This is a genomic window from Paenibacillus dendritiformis (assembly GCF_945605565.1).
In the GTDB taxonomy this organism is placed as follows: domain Bacteria; phylum Bacillota; class Bacilli; order Paenibacillales; family Paenibacillaceae; genus Paenibacillus_B; species Paenibacillus_B dendritiformis_A.
The window spans coordinates 6,108,972-6,125,712 of record NZ_OX216966.1 but is presented as its reverse complement, the minus strand read 5'-3'; the positions used below and the strand labels follow the sequence as shown (position 1 = coordinate 6,125,712).

Annotated in this window: 16 protein-coding genes; 11 read left to right on the top strand and 5 right to left on the bottom strand. The window is 57.0% G+C overall.

What is annotated here, in order from left to right:
• Window positions 1-102: 102 nt before the first annotated feature.
• From NNL35_RS27540 to NNL35_RS27515, 6 genes are all read left to right on the top strand, one after another.
• Window positions 103-735, top strand: a complete 633-nt coding sequence (locus tag NNL35_RS27540; protein ID WP_040732978.1) for a YigZ family protein — start codon at window positions 103-105, stop codon at window positions 733-735.
• A gap of 11 nt (window positions 736-746) precedes the next feature.
• Window positions 747-1,349, top strand: a complete 603-nt coding sequence (locus NNL35_RS27535) for a TetR/AcrR family transcriptional regulator (RefSeq protein WP_006678490.1) — start codon at window positions 747-749, stop codon at window positions 1,347-1,349.
• A gap of 392 nt (window positions 1,350-1,741) precedes the next feature.
• Window positions 1,742-2,557 (top strand): sulfate ABC transporter permease subunit CysT, encoded by an 816-nt coding sequence (gene cysT, locus NNL35_RS27530; protein ID WP_006678489.1) that lies wholly within the window; start codon window positions 1,742-1,744, stop codon window positions 2,555-2,557.
• Window positions 2,554-3,426 (top strand): sulfate ABC transporter permease subunit, encoded by an 873-nt coding sequence (locus NNL35_RS27525; RefSeq protein ID WP_006678488.1) that lies wholly within the window; start codon window positions 2,554-2,556, stop codon window positions 3,424-3,426. Before cysT ends, NNL35_RS27525 begins: the two co-directional genes overlap by 4 nt.
• A 1-nt stretch (window position 3,427) precedes the next feature.
• Window positions 3,428-4,498, top strand: coding sequence for a sulfate/molybdate ABC transporter ATP-binding protein (locus NNL35_RS27520; RefSeq protein WP_006678487.1), 1,071 nt, complete (start codon window positions 3,428-3,430; stop codon window positions 4,496-4,498).
• A 19-nt stretch (window positions 4,499-4,517) separates the two neighbouring features.
• The gene (locus NNL35_RS27515) at window positions 4,518-5,660 is read left to right on the top strand and encodes a sulfate ABC transporter substrate-binding protein (protein ID WP_006678486.1); all 1,143 of its coding nucleotides are present in this window, start codon (window positions 4,518-4,520) and stop codon (window positions 5,658-5,660) included.
• Between the two features lie 1,435 nt (window positions 5,661-7,095).
• Here the strand turns inward: NNL35_RS27515 and NNL35_RS27510 are convergent.
• Window positions 7,096-7,836 (bottom strand): glycerophosphodiester phosphodiesterase, encoded by a 741-nt coding sequence (locus NNL35_RS27510; protein WP_006678086.1) that lies wholly within the window; start codon window positions 7,834-7,836, stop codon window positions 7,096-7,098.
• 235 nt (window positions 7,837-8,071) lie between these two features.
• Between NNL35_RS27510 and NNL35_RS27505 the strand changes: the two genes are divergently transcribed.
• Entirely contained in the window at window positions 8,072-8,953 is an 882-nt protein-coding gene (locus NNL35_RS27505; protein WP_006678087.1) for an MBL fold metallo-hydrolase, read from the top strand.
• 43 nt (window positions 8,954-8,996) lie between these two features.
• On the opposite strand, the gene NNL35_RS27500 is transcribed toward NNL35_RS27505, so the two are convergent.
• Together NNL35_RS27500 and NNL35_RS27495 are read right to left on the bottom strand one after the other, a co-directional pair.
• A complete protein-coding gene (locus NNL35_RS27500) occupies window positions 8,997-9,797 on the bottom strand; it encodes a Cof-type HAD-IIB family hydrolase (RefSeq protein ID WP_006678088.1) in 801 nt (266 codons plus the stop codon).
• A gap of 92 nt (window positions 9,798-9,889) precedes the next feature.
• Window positions 9,890-10,801: a DMT family transporter gene (locus tag NNL35_RS27495; RefSeq protein ID WP_006678089.1), complete on the bottom strand. Its 912-nt coding sequence runs from the start codon at window positions 10,799-10,801 to the stop codon at window positions 9,890-9,892.
• Between the two features lie 209 nt (window positions 10,802-11,010).
• On the opposite strand from NNL35_RS27495, the gene NNL35_RS27490 reads away from it, so the two are divergent.
• A complete protein-coding gene (locus NNL35_RS27490) occupies window positions 11,011-11,868 on the top strand; it encodes a MurR/RpiR family transcriptional regulator (protein WP_006678090.1) in 858 nt (285 codons plus the stop codon).
• 94 nt (window positions 11,869-11,962) lie between these two features.
• On the opposite strand, the gene NNL35_RS27485 is transcribed toward NNL35_RS27490, so the two are convergent.
• Window positions 11,963-12,967 (bottom strand): lipoate--protein ligase, encoded by a 1,005-nt coding sequence (locus tag NNL35_RS27485; RefSeq protein ID WP_006678091.1) that lies wholly within the window; start codon window positions 12,965-12,967, stop codon window positions 11,963-11,965.
• Window positions 12,968-13,117: 150 nt separating this feature from the next.
• On the opposite strand from NNL35_RS27485, the gene NNL35_RS27480 reads away from it, so the two are divergent.
• Window positions 13,118-13,675: a nitroreductase family protein gene (locus tag NNL35_RS27480; protein WP_006678092.1), complete on the top strand. Its 558-nt coding sequence runs from the start codon at window positions 13,118-13,120 to the stop codon at window positions 13,673-13,675.
• Window positions 13,676-13,767: 92 nt separating this feature from the next.
• Here the strand turns inward: NNL35_RS27480 and NNL35_RS27475 are convergent, their stop codons facing one another.
• The gene (locus tag NNL35_RS27475) at window positions 13,768-14,226 is read right to left on the bottom strand and encodes a hypothetical protein (protein WP_006678093.1); all 459 of its coding nucleotides are present in this window, start codon (window positions 14,224-14,226) and stop codon (window positions 13,768-13,770) included.
• Window positions 14,227-14,489: 263 nt separating this feature from the next.
• Between NNL35_RS27475 and cobD the strand changes: the two genes are divergently transcribed.
• Window positions 14,490-15,668 carry a threonine-phosphate decarboxylase CobD gene (gene cobD / locus NNL35_RS27470; protein WP_006678094.1) on the top strand — a complete coding sequence of 393 codons (1,179 nt, stop codon included), beginning with the start codon at window positions 14,490-14,492 and terminating at the stop codon, window positions 15,666-15,668.
• Window positions 15,669-15,916: 248 nt separating this feature from the next.
• Window positions 15,917-16,654 carry an adenosylcobinamide amidohydrolase gene (locus NNL35_RS27465; protein WP_006678095.1) on the top strand — a complete coding sequence of 246 codons (738 nt, stop codon included), beginning with the start codon at window positions 15,917-15,919 and terminating at the stop codon, window positions 16,652-16,654.
• Window positions 16,655-16,741 lie beyond the last annotated feature (87 nt).

The following is a 16,741-nucleotide window of genomic DNA, read 5'->3' as shown; positions in this document are numbered from 1 at the left end:
GTTCTCCGTACGGGAGAACTGCTTTCTTGGCACTCATGGAAGAGGGTGTTTGACAGGGGCGGATACCGGGCCTTGTTGAACATGCATGGAGAGGTGATTCCCCTGTTAGAACGTTACAAGACGGTTCGTCAATTCGGGAGCAAGGAGATTGTCATCAAAAAGTCTCGCTTTATCGGATACGGCCGCCCGGTCGAGACCGAGGAAGAGGCAATTGCATTTATAGAGGAGATTAAACGTAAACATTGGAATGCCACGCACAACTGCTCGGCCTATATGATAGGCGAGCGCGACGAGATTCAGAAGGCGTCAGATGACGGCGAACCAAGCGGAACGGCCGGCAAGCCGATCCTGGAAGTCATTCGCAACCAAGGGCTGAAAAATACGGCTATCGTCGTAACCCGGTATTTCGGCGGAATTCTGCTCGGAGCCGGAGGTCTGATTCGGGCCTACACCGATGGTGCCGTTGCCGCTATCGAAGCGGCGGAGGCTATTGAGAAAGTGCTGCATCAGGAAGTGTTCGTTGACATTGATTACACATGGCTTGGCAAATTGGAAAATGAATTGCGTAACAAAGAGACGAGGATGGGAGAGACGCAATTTACCGACAAGGTGACCTTGACGTGCTTGCCCGTGGCGTCGGACGCCGACCGGTTTGTCGCATGGATCACGGATCTCACGCAAGGGCAGGCCGTGATTCGGAAGGGAGATCCTACTTATTACATTGAAGGGGAATAAGGAGAACCGCTATGCCGAGAAAAGCAGTGGATCAAGAATTGTCGCGAGAGCGAATCTTGGAAGTGGCGCGCCACTTGTTCGTAACCAAAGGGTACCGGGCTATCTCCATGCGAAGCATCGGCCAGCATCTGGGGTACAGCCATGGCTCGCTCTACTATCATTTCAAAGATAAAGCCGAACTGTTCTATGCGCTTGTCCGGGAAGATTTCAATCGGCTCGAACGGCTGTTCGAACGTGTTCTCAACCAGGCTCCTTCCGAAGGATTGTCCAAGATGGAGCAAGTCATGCTGGAGTTCGTCCGGTTCGGTCTGGATCATCCCCACCATTACGAGATTATGTTCATGACGCGAGATGAGGAATTGCTTGCCTATGCACGGACCGAGCAGGGCCGCTGCCTGGAGATGTTCTCGACCATCGTCAGGCAGGCCATGGCAGGCAATGCGCATTCGGAGCAGGAGCGTCATAATATTCCGCTTAGTATATTTTTGGCAATGCACGGATTCATCTCCTTCTACATTCAAGATCAAGTCACCTATGAAGAGATCAAACCGGCTGCCCTGGCCCATATTCGTTTTTTGTACCGGAGGGTATTGGATGCGGCGCAATCGGCGTAGTTCCTGCCTTTCCCCCGATATATCCTGCTCATCCGACAGACAGGGCAGCCTCGTCATTTTGCCGCGGCTGTCCTGTTTAGATCTGACCCGGCTTCCCATGCCCACGTCATCCCCTTTGAAATCTGCTGTATTTGCCTCCGATTCTGCTGCCTTCGCCTCCGAAGCACTTTTCCGCTCTTTCCGTTCTTGCCCGAAGCATCCGCCCCAAGATTATCACCCTCCGCAAAAATCTAGCACTGGGTAATCACCTATCATAAGCATTTCGAATAAGTTGCATAAGAATCAGTTAGGTATTGACGTTCTGTTCTAGTTTTTGGTATTGTATTCACAATAAACACCAAGTAAACAAGTAGGATTAATGTTATATTTGTTGCGGATTGGAGGAGTCTGGGGTGAATGGTGTCCTGCGGCACAAAGGGGCAATCTGGGGATTCCGCTCGACATTGCTGTTATATGTTTTTCTGCTCATTGTGCTGCCCATCGGCGGGATTTATGTGCAATCGTTCAGCGGAGGCTGGCAGGCATTTGGAGAAAGCATTGCCGAGCCGCTCGCCTGGCATGCCATTGCATTGACGTTCCGGTTGGCGCTGATCGCGACCGCAATCAATATGATCATCGGCACGATGACAGCCTGGGTGCTTCACCGGTACCGGTTCGTGGGAAGAGCATGGCTGAACAGCCTCGTTGATCTGCCGTTTGCGCTGCCGACCGCAGTGGGCGGGCTGATGATTTTGCTTCTGCTCGGTCCGGGCAGCCTGGCGGGCCAGACGGCGGAAGCCGTTGGCTGGCGCCTTGTGCTTGCTGAGCCGGCGATCGTCGTCTCGATGGTCTTTGTGACGTTCCCGTTCGTTATCCGGGCGGTGCAGCCGCTGCTCGAAGAGGCGGATCGCTCCGAAGAGGAAGCATCCTACACGCTCGGCGCGTCACGGCTGCGGACCTTCCTGCGCGTACTGCTGCCTCAGATGCTGCCGGGCATCCTCAGCGGCGCGATGCTCGCCTTCTCCCGGGCGATGGCCGAATTCGGGGCTGTCGTGCTCGTCGCGGGCAACATTCCAAGCAAGACGCTCGTTGCGTCAGTCTATATTTTCGGGGAGATCGAGAGCGACAATCCCCAAGGCGCCGCCGTCGTCTCGGTGCTGCTGCTGACGATCTCGTTCCTCATTCTCTGGCTGGTGGGCATGCTGCAGTCGCGGAGGGTATCGCCATGACAGACAAATCCGCTTCCCTCCCCGTAGCTTCCCGGCATTCGAGACCAGCGCAGTTATCCAAAACGCGCGCCGCCTTCATCGGGATGACGTATGCCATTTTTTTGCTCCTGCTGCTGGCTCCATTGGCCCAGATCGGAGCCGAAGCGTTCCGCGGCGGCTTCTCCTCCTTCGCTGCCGCTCTCACCCGGCCGGAGGCGCTGCATGCGATGGCCATGACCGGAGCCGTTGTTATCGTCGTGACGATACTCAACACGATATTCGGCGTCCTGTTCGCCCTGCTGCTCGTTCGCGGGCGCTGGCTGGGCAAGCGGGCCCGGCGGCTGCTGAACAGCATCGTCGATCTTCCGTTCGCCGTATCGCCTGTCATCGGCGGCTTCATGATCGTACTGCTGCTCGGGCCGAATACCGTGCTCGGCGCCCTGTTCTCCGGGATGGGCATGCCTGTCGTCTATGCTTTCCCCGGAATGGTGCTCGCGACCTTGTTCGTGACGTTCCCGATGATGGTCAGGGAAGTGGCCCCCGTGCTGCAGGAGCTTGGTACGCAGCAGGAAGAGGCGGCTTCGACGCTGGGAGCGTACGACTGGACGATCTTCTGGAAGGTCACTTGGCCGTCCATCCAATGGGCGGTCACGTACGGGGTCGTGCTTACGATTGCCCGTTCGCTGGGTGAATTCGGGGCCGTCCTGGTCGTATCCGGCAACATCATGAATAAGACACAGACGGCGACGACGCTGGTCTACCAGGATGTGGAGAATTTCAATATCGGTTCGGCCGGCAGCCTCGCGCTTGTGTTGGCATGCGTATCGGTCGTACTGCTTTTGCTTATGGAATGGGCAAAAAAGCATAAAGGGCACAAAGGAGTCGATTGACATGCATATCGAGGTTCGCCAGTTAAATAAATGGTTCGGCGCCTATCACGCCGTTCGGGATGTTAGCTTCTCCGTCGAACCCGGCCAGCTCATCGGCCTGCTCGGGCCGAGCGGCGGCGGGAAGACATCGGTGCTGCGGATGCTGGCCGGGCTGGAACATCCGGATCGAGGCGAGATATTGTTCCAGGGGACCGTCGTCAATGATGTGCCTCCGCAGCAGCGGGGCATCGGCTTCGTGTTCCAGAACTATGCGCTGTTCAAGCATATGAATGTCTATGACAACATTGCCTTCGGGCTGCATATTCAGAAATGGCCGAAGCCGCGGATTCGTGAACGTGTAGCCGAGCTCTTGGAGCTGACCGGACTATCCGGAGTGGAACGGAGGTACCCGCATCAGCTGTCCGGCGGGCAGCGGCAGCGGGTCGCATTCGCCCGGGCGCTGGCCCCTGAGCCGCAGCTGCTGCTCCTCGACGAGCCGTTCGCGGCCATTGATGCGAAGATTCGCCAGGAGCTGCGAAGCTGGCTGCGGGAGCTGATCGAGCGCGTAGGCATCACCTCGATTTTCGTGACGCATGATCAGGACGAGGCGATCGAGGTGGCGGATGAGATTATGATCATCAACCAGGGACGCGTCGAGCAGAAAGGGACGCCATGGGAAATCTATAAAATGCCGGAGACGCCTTTTGTCGCCGAATTCATTGGGGAATCGACCATTTTGAATGATATATACGCCTTGAAAGGGTTTGAAATGCTGGACGCCGGGGGAGAGATGAGAATCCTTATTCGGCCGGAATATATCGAGGTCGGGAGGGAAGGCGAGGTAAGGCTGGCGTCCGCGAGCGAGTCCGGACGCGTCAAGGCGGTCCATTTCCGGGGCAGCGAATGGATGGTAGAGGTCCAGGTGGGCGATCTGGTGCTGAAAACGTACCGTTCCTTGGAAAGACCGCAGCTTCAGGCAGGCGAGCAGGTCCAGGTTCTGATCCATCGCGTCTATATGTTCGAGGGAGACGAGAGCTGGGTGGTCGAGAACCGGCTGAAGTCGGAGCTTGTGCCTGTTCATATTACGGGCTGAACGAAGGAGGAGGGGCAAGATGGACAGGGACGAATCACGCGGCCTATCCGGCTTTATAGCGACAGTCATCATCTTCATCCTCTTGTTCGGCTGCAGTCCAGGCGAGCGGGCTTCCTCTCCGCAGGAGGGGAGGCAGGACCAGACAACTGCCGTATCTGCCCCTCTACCGTCCCCGTCCGGGGAGATCGTCTCTCCTTTGCCGGGGGAGTCTGGTCAAGACAGCGTTACGCTCGTCATTGGCGCCTATTCCGTCATGAAGGACGTGATGCAGCGGATATTGCCTGAATTCGCGGCGGATTGGAAGGCGAAGACCGGACAGCATGTCGTATTCCAGGAGTCCTACGAAGCCTCGGGCACGCAAGCGCGCTCGATTGCCGGCGGCCTGGAAGCGGATGTCGCGCTCTTCTCGATGGAGGGCGATGTCGATAAGCTCGTACAGGCCGGACTGGTACCGGCTGATTGGCAATCACGGGACACTTATGGAGGCATGGTCACCGGCTCCATCGTCGTGCTGGGGACGCGGCAAGGGAACCCGCATCAGATTCGCGACTGGAACGATCTGACCAAGCCGGGCGTTCAAGTCCTCTATCCGAACCCGAAGACATCGGGCGGCGCCCAATGGGATATTAATGCGATATACGGAGCCGGCCTTCTGGAGGCGAAGGATCGGGGTGAGGACGGTCAGCGCCGGGCGAAGGAGCTGTTGATGAGCGTTCACCGGAATGTCATCTCGATGGACAAAAGCGGCAGGGCGTCGATGGCCGCCTTCGAATACGGCGTAGGCGACGTCATCGTGACCTACGAGAACGAAATCCTGTCCCGCATGCAAGCGGGCGTCGCATACGAGCTGGTCCGGCCGGAGCGGACGATTCGCATCGACAACCCTGTCGTCGTAGTCGATCGCTATGCACAAGAACATGGCACGACAGACATCGCCCAAGCGTTCGTCGATTACTTGCGGGAGCCGAAGGCCCAGCGCCTGCTGGCGGAAGCCGGGTTCCGTCCTGTCGCTCCGTCAGTGAGGGAGGAGACGGGGGACCGCTATCCCGAACCGGCGGGATTGTTCGGCATCGAAGAGATGGGCGGCTGGAAGCATGTCCGCGAGACCTTGTACAGCAAGCGGGGCGTCTGGTACGAAGTGCTTGCAGGGATTGAAGAGTAGAACCCGGTTAAGCAATGCGTAACGAACAAACTTATACGCTATATAGAATGTTATACGCTATATAGAATGCGCGGGCGGGAATGCTTGCGCATTTTCTTTTGATGGGGATGGGCTGCTGCAGGTGAAGGTATAGGTTTTCATGTCCTTACGAGCATTCTCCCCTCCACTCAGAAAAGAGAATTAGTCGTTCGGGCCGCAAAGATAGGAGTTTTCAACATGCATTGAGTTCTATACATACAGCCGCTTGGTGGTGCCGATACGGCCCATCGGTTAAGAAATAATTTTGATATATGAATGCGCGGGATAGGGGTACTTGAGTAGTTTCTTTTGATGTGTAAATAATGGGTTGCTGCAGATGAAGATATAGGTTTTCATGTCCTTACGAGCACTCTCCCCTCTACTCAGAAAAGAGAATTAGTCGTTCGGACCGCAAGCTAGGATTTTGAAACAGACCTTGAGTTCTTCTCTACCCTGCAGCATCCCATGGATACCGGAGTGACCCGTTCATTTAGAAACCGTTCATCAATATAATACCTTCTGAGCAGATGGGAGAATGGGGATAAAGGAAAAAAGACGGATAGCTGAATTGGCTTTTCAGCCCGAAATGCGACCGGTTCTGAGTAGACGGGAGAATGGTGATAAGGGATATAAGACCGGATGGGTGGATATAGGCGAAGCAATGCGACCGGTTCTGAGTGAGTGGGAGAATGCGGATAAAGGAAAAAAGACGGACAGGTAAATTGGCTTTTCAGCCCGAAATGCGACCGGTTCTGAGTAGACGGGAGAACGGTGATAAGGGATATAAGACCGGATGGGTAGATACAGGTGAAGCAATCCTAACGGTTCTGAGCGGATGGGAGAATACGGATAAAGGAAAAAGACGGATAGGTGAATTGGCTTTTCAGCCGAAATGCGACCGGTTCTGAGTAGACGGGAGAATGGTGATAAGGGATATAAGACCGGATGGGTGGATATAGGCGAAGCAATGCGACCGGTTCTGAGTGAGTGGGAGAATGCGGATAAAGGGAAAAGACGGATAGGTGAATTGGCTTTTCAGCCCGGAATGCGACCGGTTCTGAGTAGACGGGAGAATGGTGATAAGGAAATAAAAAGCTTGGATAAGTGGAACAGCGAAGCAGGGAAACGCGTGAAGACGAGAAAGAAGGAACGAGCAGGAACAAGTCGAAACAGGAACGAGCGGGAACGGGAACCAGGAACCGAGAGGGAAAAAACGGAAAAATAAAGAATGAGTAAGAGACTGCCTCCAAGCAACCGAAAAATGCCATCTGCCACCATCAATAAGTCAGTCCAAAAAATAAGAAAGCCCCGCCCAGACCCCACATCGTGGCTTGAGCGAGGCGACAGATTCTCTTACGAGGGGAGAGGCAAAGCGATGGTTTACATCGCAGCAGAAGTCTCCCCTTACGCTTACGGATTATTCCGAGGCGGGCAAGACGCCTTTCAATGGAATGTCGGTCGTTATGCGGCGCACGCCCAGATCGTACAGCTTGCGGGCATCAGCTTCGTCCCGGATGGTCCAGGCAGCGAGACTGAAGCCCTTCTCCCGGGCGGTGGCGACGATGTCGGGATGTTTCAGGACGGCGTGATATTGCAGCAGCAGCGCCGCATGGCCGAGTCTGGTCAACAGGTCGAGATCGACCAATTTATCGGAGAGCCAGCCTACCTCGATATCGGAATGCAGGCTTCGAATCAATCGCAAATTGTCTACATGGAATGAAATGATCATGGTTCGTTCCGTCAACTTATAGGTATCCAGCAAATGCAGCAGTCCTGCCGCTTCCTGCTCGTTAATGCGCTCCTTCAACTCCAGTTGGAGACCGGCCTGGCCCTCGGACAGCAGCGCCAGCACCTCTTCGAGGAGAGGGATGCCGCTTCCGGCGTAATCGGGATGGAATTTGACGCCGGCGTCAGCCTGCTGCAGCTCCGCCACGGTCTTGCTCCGGACAGATCCCGAGCGATCTGTCGTCCGATCGAGCGTGTCGTCATGGATGACGACTGGCACGCCTTCAGCCGAATGGTGCACGTCAATCTCCAGCGCATCCGCGCCCATGTCAAGCGCCCTCCGGAATGCAATCATCGTATTTTCGGGAAAAAGGGCGGCGTAGCCGCGATGGGCGACGATTTCCACAGGGCTCGTTTTTAATGGAACGGTCATGAAATAGGCCTCCTTCGGTGTTGACGATATGTAGCAGCATCCTTGGGTTAACGAGGCGGCCAGCTGTCGGCTGTATGTTCGTCGGCAAGGGAAATCTGCAGGCTGCCGCTTGCTTGCCATGCATATCGATTCGAAACCGATTATACTGGAAGCATGACAGGAGAACAATGGAGAATTGCCAACAAAATCATATGAATATTGTAAAGGCACCGCCTGTTCTAGAGGAGGAATAGACATGAAAGACCAATCGATGCAGCTTCCAGGATTCCCCCGTGACGAAGTGGGTTCCGCCAAAGGTTCCGACAGAGGCTGGAGCGTCACGTTCTGGGGGACTGGCGACTCGATGGGCGTGCCGCGCGTATATTGCGCTTGTCAGGTGTGCGAGGAGGCGAGGAAGGAAGGCGTTAACCGGCGCTACCGCTCGTCCGTGCTTCTCGAACGGGGCGAAGACCGGCTGCTCGTTGATTGCGGGCCGGACTGGACGGGGCAGATGGAGAGAGCAGGGCTGTTCTGGCTGGATGATATCTTGATTACGCATGCGCATCAGGATCATATTGCGGGCTTGACGGCGTACGCGGACGCCTGCCGCTGGCTGCAGCGGAAGGGGCGGGCGACGATGCCGCCCGAGGTCGGAGAGACGATCCGGACGATGTATCCTTGGCTGGATCGGTATATTGAGTTCCAATATATCGAAGGGCCTTGGCGCTGGAAGGATTGGAGCATTCAGCCGATTCGCGTCAATCACGGCAAAAATGGCTATTCGTACGCCTATCGCTTCGATCCGTGGACAAGCGGCGGGCCCGCAAGCGAGAACAAGCCGGAAGTTCACAGCTGGCTCTATGCCTCGGATGCGATCGGGCTCGGCGAGCAGGAGCTGGCCTGGTTCCGGGGGCTGAATCTGCTGATTCTCGGGACGAATTTCGTCTATGAGGAGGCCCCTTACGAGACCCGTTCGGTCTATGACATGCGGGAAGCAGAGGAGGTCCTTCGCGAGGTGAAGCCGCGCAAGACGGTGTTCACCCACTTGTCACACGGCGTCGACCTCCGGGAGAATTACCCGCAGCTGCCGGCCTCGGTCACGCTGGCCCGCACGGGACTGGTCATTCCGCTGCAATAACAGAGAAGCCGCCGGGAACGAGCCCGGCGGCGGTAGGCAGGCTTTATGCCTGGTTCAGGACGAATTTCTCGATAACATGACGCACGCCTTCCTCGTTGTTGGTGCGTGTCACGTAATCGGCGACGGCCTTCAGCGAGTCGACGGCATTGCCCATGGCGACCCCGAGGCCGGCCGTCTCGATCATGTCATGATCGTTCCACGAATCGCCGATGGCGATCGTCTCCTCCAGGCTGCAGCCGACATGCTGCGCCAAATGGCGCAGGGCGCTGCCCTTGGTGCCTTCCCGGTGCGTTACTTCCAGGAAGTGAGGCTTCGACTTCGTAATATGGACATCCGGTCCAAGCAGCTCTTTCAATTCGGCGGCGGCCGCGTCCAGCGTCGCCGGCTCGTCAATCATGAGCATTTTGGTGGAAGGGGAAGCGAGCAGCCGATCGAAATCCGGTTCGATCGTATAAGGAATATCGGATAGCTGCGCATAAGCGATCAACTTCTCATTTTCCTGGCGGGCGTACAGATGATCGTCGATATAGAGCTGAAGATGAAGTCCGCGTTCGTCGCAATAGCGGAGCAGGCGCATCGCCGCTTCCTTCGGGACCGCCCGCTCGTACAAAATATGGCCGTCCATCACGTTTTTCACGAGGGAGCCCTGATAGGTGATGAGCGGAACGTTCAGTCCGGTCTGCAGCGCCAGGTTGCGGGCGGACGCATACATGCGGCCCGTGGCAAGCGTGACGGTAGCGCCGGCGGCGACAGCCAGCTCAAGCGCGCGCTTCGTGCCGGGCGTAATCTCCTTGGCGTCCGTAATGAGCGTATCGTCGATATCAATGGCAATGAGCTTGTACAATGTCGATGTCTCTCCTTTTTCCGAGCCGCCAGGCACTCTCTCTATGTCAGACCGGCGCTCCGATGATAGTCAATAGATGCGAATCTCTCCCTCTATTGTACCGCATGCCGGCCCCATTTCAATTCAACGACGATCATTCCCGCCAAAATCAGCAGGCAACCTACGATCGCCCACAAGCCGAGCGTCTCTCCGGCGAAGGTCACGCCCGTAATGGCGGCGAAGACCGGCTCCATCGCGAAGATGACGGCGACTCGGCTGGCGGAGGTGTATTGCTGGCACCACGTCTGCGCCCAGTACGCGAAGGCGGTGGAGATGCAGATGGAGATAAGCAGGGCGACGATGACCTTCGGCTCCGTCAGCGCTTCCCACAGCGCCGCTCCCGTAAGCTGCGGCTCGAACAGGAAGGAGCTGCTGGCGGCCGCCAGCGCGACGACCGCGAACTGTACCGTGACGAGCAGCACGGTGTTATGGATGGCCGCATATTTCCCGGTGAAGGCGATATGGAGCGCGAAGCAGAACGAGCATAGGAGCACGAAGCCGTCGCCTTCATTCAATTGAACCGCACCGCCATTGAAGGCGAGAAAATAGAGTCCCGCCAGCGCCAGAACGGCCGCGATCCAGGTAGGCGGCTGCAGGCGCTGCTTGGCCAGCCGCAGGCTGATAAAGGGCACGAGCACAACCGACAGCCCGGTAATGAAGCCGGCATTGGTCGTCGTCGTGTACACGAGACCGATGGTCTGGAAGGCGTAGCCCCCGAACAGGAAGACGCCGAGCAGCGCGCCATGCAGAAGGAGCGCTCGCGTGCCAGAGCGGCTGCCGCGGCGGCGCTTTCTGCTAAGCAGCGCGACGAGGCCGAACAGGAGTGCGGCTCCGGCGAATCTTACGGCGTTGAAGGCCAGCGGGGGCAGGACGAATACGGCATGCTGGACAACGAGGAAGGTGCTTCCCCATACGAAAGCAATAAGCAACAAGCATAAATCCGACGCGAATTGACGATGTTTCACAGCAAGCGACGCTCCTTTGATGTGCGGATGAATTTTCAAATTTTACAGCAGGCGCGGCGAGTTGGCAAGAACGCAGCGGGATAGGCTTCGATGCGCTTCCTTGCTTGCGGGTCTGGGATCGGGATGAAGCTTGCCTGGAATCGGTGTGGACGGCTTATTTTCCGGTTCGGTATAATGGGGGGAGAATGAGGAATGGAAGTGAATCCATCATGATCACTGGCGAGCATACGAACACGCTTCTCTTGATAAGGAGCTTATATCCTTCTTTGACGAAAACGGAGAAAAAAATCGCGGACTACGTGCTGAGGAGCCCGGACGAGGTCCTGTATGCGACGGTAACGGATCTGGCCGAGAAGTCGGATGCCGGCGAGACGTCGGTGCTGCGGTTCTGCCGCAACCTCGGCTATACCAGCTACCAGGAGTTCAAGCTGTCCCTGGCCAAAGATCTGGTGACGCCGCTCAAGCATCAAGAGAGCGAGATTGACGAGGAGGACGATCTGGCGGCCGTGGCCCAGAAGATGACGCTGGAGAACGTCGCGTCGCTGGAGCATACGCTGTCCCTGCTGAATATGAAGGACCTGCAAAAAGCGGTGGAAGCGATCGTTCGTTCCAACCGGATCTTTTTCTTCGGCGTCGGCTTGTCCGCCATGACTGCGATGGATGCGCAGTACCGCTTCATGCGGCTGGGCTTCGCGGGAGAGGCGATAACGGATCCGCATGTGATGGCCATGAACGCGGTGCTAATGACCGATCAAGATGTCGTATTTGGCATCTCCACCTCGGGCAGCACGAAGGATCTGGTTGACGCCGTGCGCCTGGCGAAGGAGAACAACGTCTTTTTCATCTGCCTCACGAGCCATGCGAAGTCGCCGATCACGAAATACGCGGATTCGATTCTGCTGATCCAAGCGAAGGAGACGCCGCTTCAGGGCGGGGCGTTCTCGTCCAAAATCGCGCAAATTCACGTGCTGGACATTTTGTCTACCGCTGTGGCGCTGCAGGCGAAGGACAGGGCGTACCGAGCCATCAACCGGACGGCTCAAGCCGTGCAGGACAAGCTATACTGACCATTGAACTGCCTGCCGCCCATGCTCGGGCTGTCAGGCAAACATAGACAGGCCCGGGCCGTCTTGACATCCAAGACAGTCCGGGCCTATTAATCTATTCGTTCAGCATGACGAGTCCGATGAAGTCTTCCGCGCTGATATTGCCGAGATAATGGTTGATATCCATATCGGCAAGCGCTTCGCGAATCGCCTTCTCCTCATAGCGGACCCCCTGCAAGCGCGCTTCGATATCGCTGACTTCCCCCACTCCGAAGAAGTCGCCGTATATTTTCATGCGTTGAATCAATCCGTCCTCGACATCCATGCGCACGTCGACGATTCCGGCCGGGAATTTCTTCGAATGCTCGACGTTGAACTTCGGCGATGAGCCATAGTTCCAATCCCAGTTCTGATATCGCTCCTGCGAGATGCGGTGAATCGTCTCCCAATCCTGCTCCGTCAGCTTGTACTGCGGCACCTGATCCGGCTCCATGCCGAAAATATGGCGCAGGATCGTGTCCTTGAACTGCTCGATCGTCATTGGCTCGGGGAGGAAATCCGAAATGTTGGCGACGCGGGAGCGAATGGACTTCGTTCCTTTGGATTCGATTTTGATGGCCTTTACTTTGAGCGCCGAGGCGACATGCTCCATCTCGGACTTGAACAGCAGCGTGCCGTGGCTGAACATGCGTCCGCGCGTGGAGAATTGGGCATTGCCGGATATTTTCTGCTCTCCGACCTGGATGTCATTGCGTCCGGTCAAGTCGGCATTGACGCCGAGAGAGCGAAGCGTATCGATGACCGGCTGCGTAAATTTGCGGAAATTGTGGAATGACTGCCCGTCATCCTTCGTGATGAAGCTGAAATTCAAATTGCCTGTATCGTGATACACGGCGCCTCCGCCCGACAGGCGGCGCACAACGTGGATGTTATTCGCTTTGACGTAATCGCTGTTGATTTCTTCGATCGTATTTTGATTTTTGCCGATGATGATGGAGGGCTCGTTGATATAAAATAACAAATAACTATCCTCTTCCAGCGGCAAATGCTTCAGAACAAATTCCTCGATCGCCAGGTTGACGCGAGGGTCGGTGATGCCTTGATTGTCGATAAACTTCATGGCTCGTCCGCCTCCTTCTTCTGTTAATTGTAATCAATTTGGAACAAAACACAACTTATATTTGATATTGATAATCGTTATCAATATAATGGGAGTATCGGATGCATAGAAAGAGAATGAGAGTAAAAAGGGATTCAAGGAGGATAAACAATGTCAATTGCAAATACAATCCGGGAACGCCGGAGCATTCATCGATTCTCTGATCGGCCTGTTGACAAGGAATTGGTGCTATCCCTGCTGAAGGATGCCGTCTGGGCTCCCAATCATGGGCTGCGCGAGCCGTGGCGGTTCATTTATGCGGCGGGAGAAGCGAAGGATCGGCTTGTGCGCTGCGTGATGGAACTGGTCGAAGGAACGAAAATGAGAGGCTGGGATGAAGAGAAAAAGGCGAAGTTCGTCCAGACGAATCTGGCCGTGCCTGCCTACCTTATCGTCGTCATGCCTGAGGATCCGCGGCCTCATATTTGGGAAGAGGATCTGGCGGCCGTAAGCGCCCTGATCCAGAACTTTCAGCTGCTGGCGTGGGAACGGGAGCTCGGAATGCTGTGGCATACCGGGGACTATATCTTTAATCGCAAGTTCCGCGAAATGGCAGGGGTGCAGCCGGGCGAGAAGATCGTCGGGGTGCTGCGGATGGGGCATTTCGATGAGATTCCGCCGGCCCGCCCGCGTACCGACGCATCGGAACGCTTCACCGAGCTCTCCTAATATGATACGAATAACTGACAAGCGCAGGGCCGGCGGCCGCTGCGCTTGCTTCGTGTTGTCAATGTCAGGAACGAAAGTAATCGTTTTCATAATTAGGGAAGGTCTGAGGAGTCGGCTTTCAGATAGCGGTAGTACAGCACCAGCTCGACCGTATACTTGATGATCCAGGCGGCCAACAGCACACTGACCAGCAAATGGGCGCTGACCAACGGGGACAGCAGCAGAGTGCTTGTATCGGACACATATATCAGATAAGCCGCGCAGCAGGCGACCGAGAGCACAAGGAAGACCAATCCCATCTGGTTCGCTTGCAGCGATATCAGGCGGGACAATTCCTTGTCCTCGGGCTCGTCCTTGGACATGAAATTCACGAAGTACATGACGGCCTGCACGACGGCGGCGACGCCGAACACGTTGCGGGCCAGCGCCATCATCTCTGTGCTGTACAAACCGATGTCACCCTTGAGGCGAAACAGGATCACCGCGTAATAGGTGGTGACGATAATGGCGGCGCCCAGGGATGCCCATGATGTTTTGTGATGCACCGACATAATTGAACCTCCTTGAGCTTGACATAGCATTGCGCCAATACCGGTCTGCAATGTGATTATACAGCATTTAACAGTAGCGTTACAGTGTGCGATGTGCCAATGTTTTTCGGCATTTCGTAGAAAAGGAAAAACCGTTTGACGAATGGGTCTGCGTTACGCATAATGTACCATGAGAAATCATGCGCGTCCTGCTTCCTCCGTCTGCCTTCAGGGTGGACTGAGGAGAATGGAGCGTACGGCAGAACAAGGGCAGACCGGACCGATTGACGATGGCGGAGTTCCGTTGGAACAACCGCTATAGAGATATTGTACGCGACCGTCTGTCCGTCTTCAAGGAGGGGCTTATGGTCACAATTGAACGGTTTGGACATGGCGGGGACGTATGGACGGCAGCGGAGGCATTCGGGCGATCGAGCGGCGAGTTCGTGGATTTCAGCGCGAACATCAATCCGCTCGGACCGCCGCCATCTGTAATGGCGCGGCTCGCAGAGGAGATGGCCGGCATTATTCATTATCCTGATCCGGGGCACCGGCGGATGAAGGAGGCGCTGTCCCGCCGCCTTCAGGTGGGCAGCGAGCAGCTGTTGATCGGCAACGGCGCGGCCGAATGCATGGCTCTGGCGATTCTGGCGCACGCGCCGCGTACGGTCGGCGTGGTGGCGCCCTGCTTCTCGGAATACGAGGCGCTGTCGCGGCAATTCGGCGCGGACGTCGAGCGTGTCATCGGACAGGCCTCCCGGGATTACTTGGCAGACTGGCCTGATCTGGAACGGCTGATTGTAGATGCCGATGTCGTCTTCCTCGGCCAGCCGAACAATCCGACTGGCGCCGTATACGAACGCCGGATGCTGGAGGAAGCGGGCCGGGTTGCGGAGCGGAACGGAACGCTGCTGATTGTGGATGAGGCGTTCATCGATTTTCTCCCGAATGAGGAAGAGGCGAGTCTGCTGCGGTTCGCGGCAGCCAGCCGGAACGTGCTTGTCATCCGGTCGCTGACGAAATTCTATGCCATTCCGGGCCTTCGCCTCGGGTATGCGGCGGGGCATCCGGATACGATCCGCTCGCTGGCTTCGAAGCAGGTCACGTGGAGCGTGAACGGGCTGGCGCTCGCCGCCGGCGAGGCGCTGCTGCTTGACGAAGCGGCGGATGACTATGCGGAACGGACCCGAAGCCTGATTGCCGGCGAACGGGAATGGCTGAGCGGGAAGCTAACCGCGCTAGGCCTGCGGCTGTGGACGAGCCAGGCGAACTTCCTGCTCGTTGAGGCTGCGGCGCCGTGGAGCGCCCGGCGCTTGCAGGAAGAACTTGGTCGCCGGGGCGTCCTGATCCGCAATTGTGACGGTTACGCAGGGCTTGGGGCCGGACATTTCCGCATCGCGGTGAAGGATCGTCAGGCAAATAAACGACTAGTCGAGGCCCTGCAAGCTGTGTTACATTTATAAGATGTGGATCCTGCAATGTGCAGAGGCCTTCGTCCGTTGGCTTTGCTACATTGCCGGGATATGAGGAACGAGTTGTGAGGATGTCCGTTATCGGCTCGTATAGATCATTTTGGTGAAGCCCGCTCTGTAAGCGCCTGTTCAAAAAGTCGGTTTTTCAGCACCGGGAAGGTGATCAGGCAAGGCCATTTTTTGGAACGGCATTTGCAAGACAGAACGCAATCGGAGCGGACAAGCAAGGGGGAAGCGTGATGCAGCCTTGCCGCGAAGGCATTCGCAGCTATACATCGGAAGTCATGCTGGGCGTGAAGGTATGCTGGGGCAGCGAGACCATGACCGTGGAGCTGCCGGAGCGGACTCCGGTATGGAGCAGCGCGGTATGGAACGGGGGCTCCAAGCTAGCGTCGCGCATCATGAACCGAATGGTTCGGACCGGGTTCGATTGCTCCGATCCGGTCGCCTATATGCAGGAGACATGCCTCCAGCAAGGGTATGCGCCGGAATCTACCGTCGGCCTGATGACGGCGGCGAAGGTGACCCATGCGTCCGTGATGGAAGAGGAGGGCGACGGCTTCTCTCTGCTGTGCGTTACGACGGCCGGAACGGGCAACGCCGCCCGCGCCGGGCTGCCGCGGCAGGTATACTCGGCTTACGAGCCGCTGAAGCCGGGCACGATCAACACGATCATCGTGCTGGACGGCAGGCTCGCGGAAGCGGCGGTATGGAATGCGGTCATTACCGCAACGGAAGCCAAGAGCGCGGCGTTGGACGACCTAGGCGTGATCGACAAGGAGACGGGCGGCGTCGCGACGGGAACGACGACCGATGCGGTGGCGATCGCGATCGTCGACAGCGGGCGCTACGAGGTCGTGCACCGTTATGCAGGCGCGGCGACGACGCTGGGCGCCGCCGTGGGGCGGCTGGTGTACGGCACCGTTGCGGAGGCGGTCCGCACGCAGCGGGAAGACGACGGGCCGCTGTTCGAATAAGTGAAGCAGGCGCGCCACTGCCAGGCAGCCGGGAGCGGCGCCGCGGCGGCAGTGGAGGAGCGGGCTGCAGGCAAGAGGAGTCAGGTG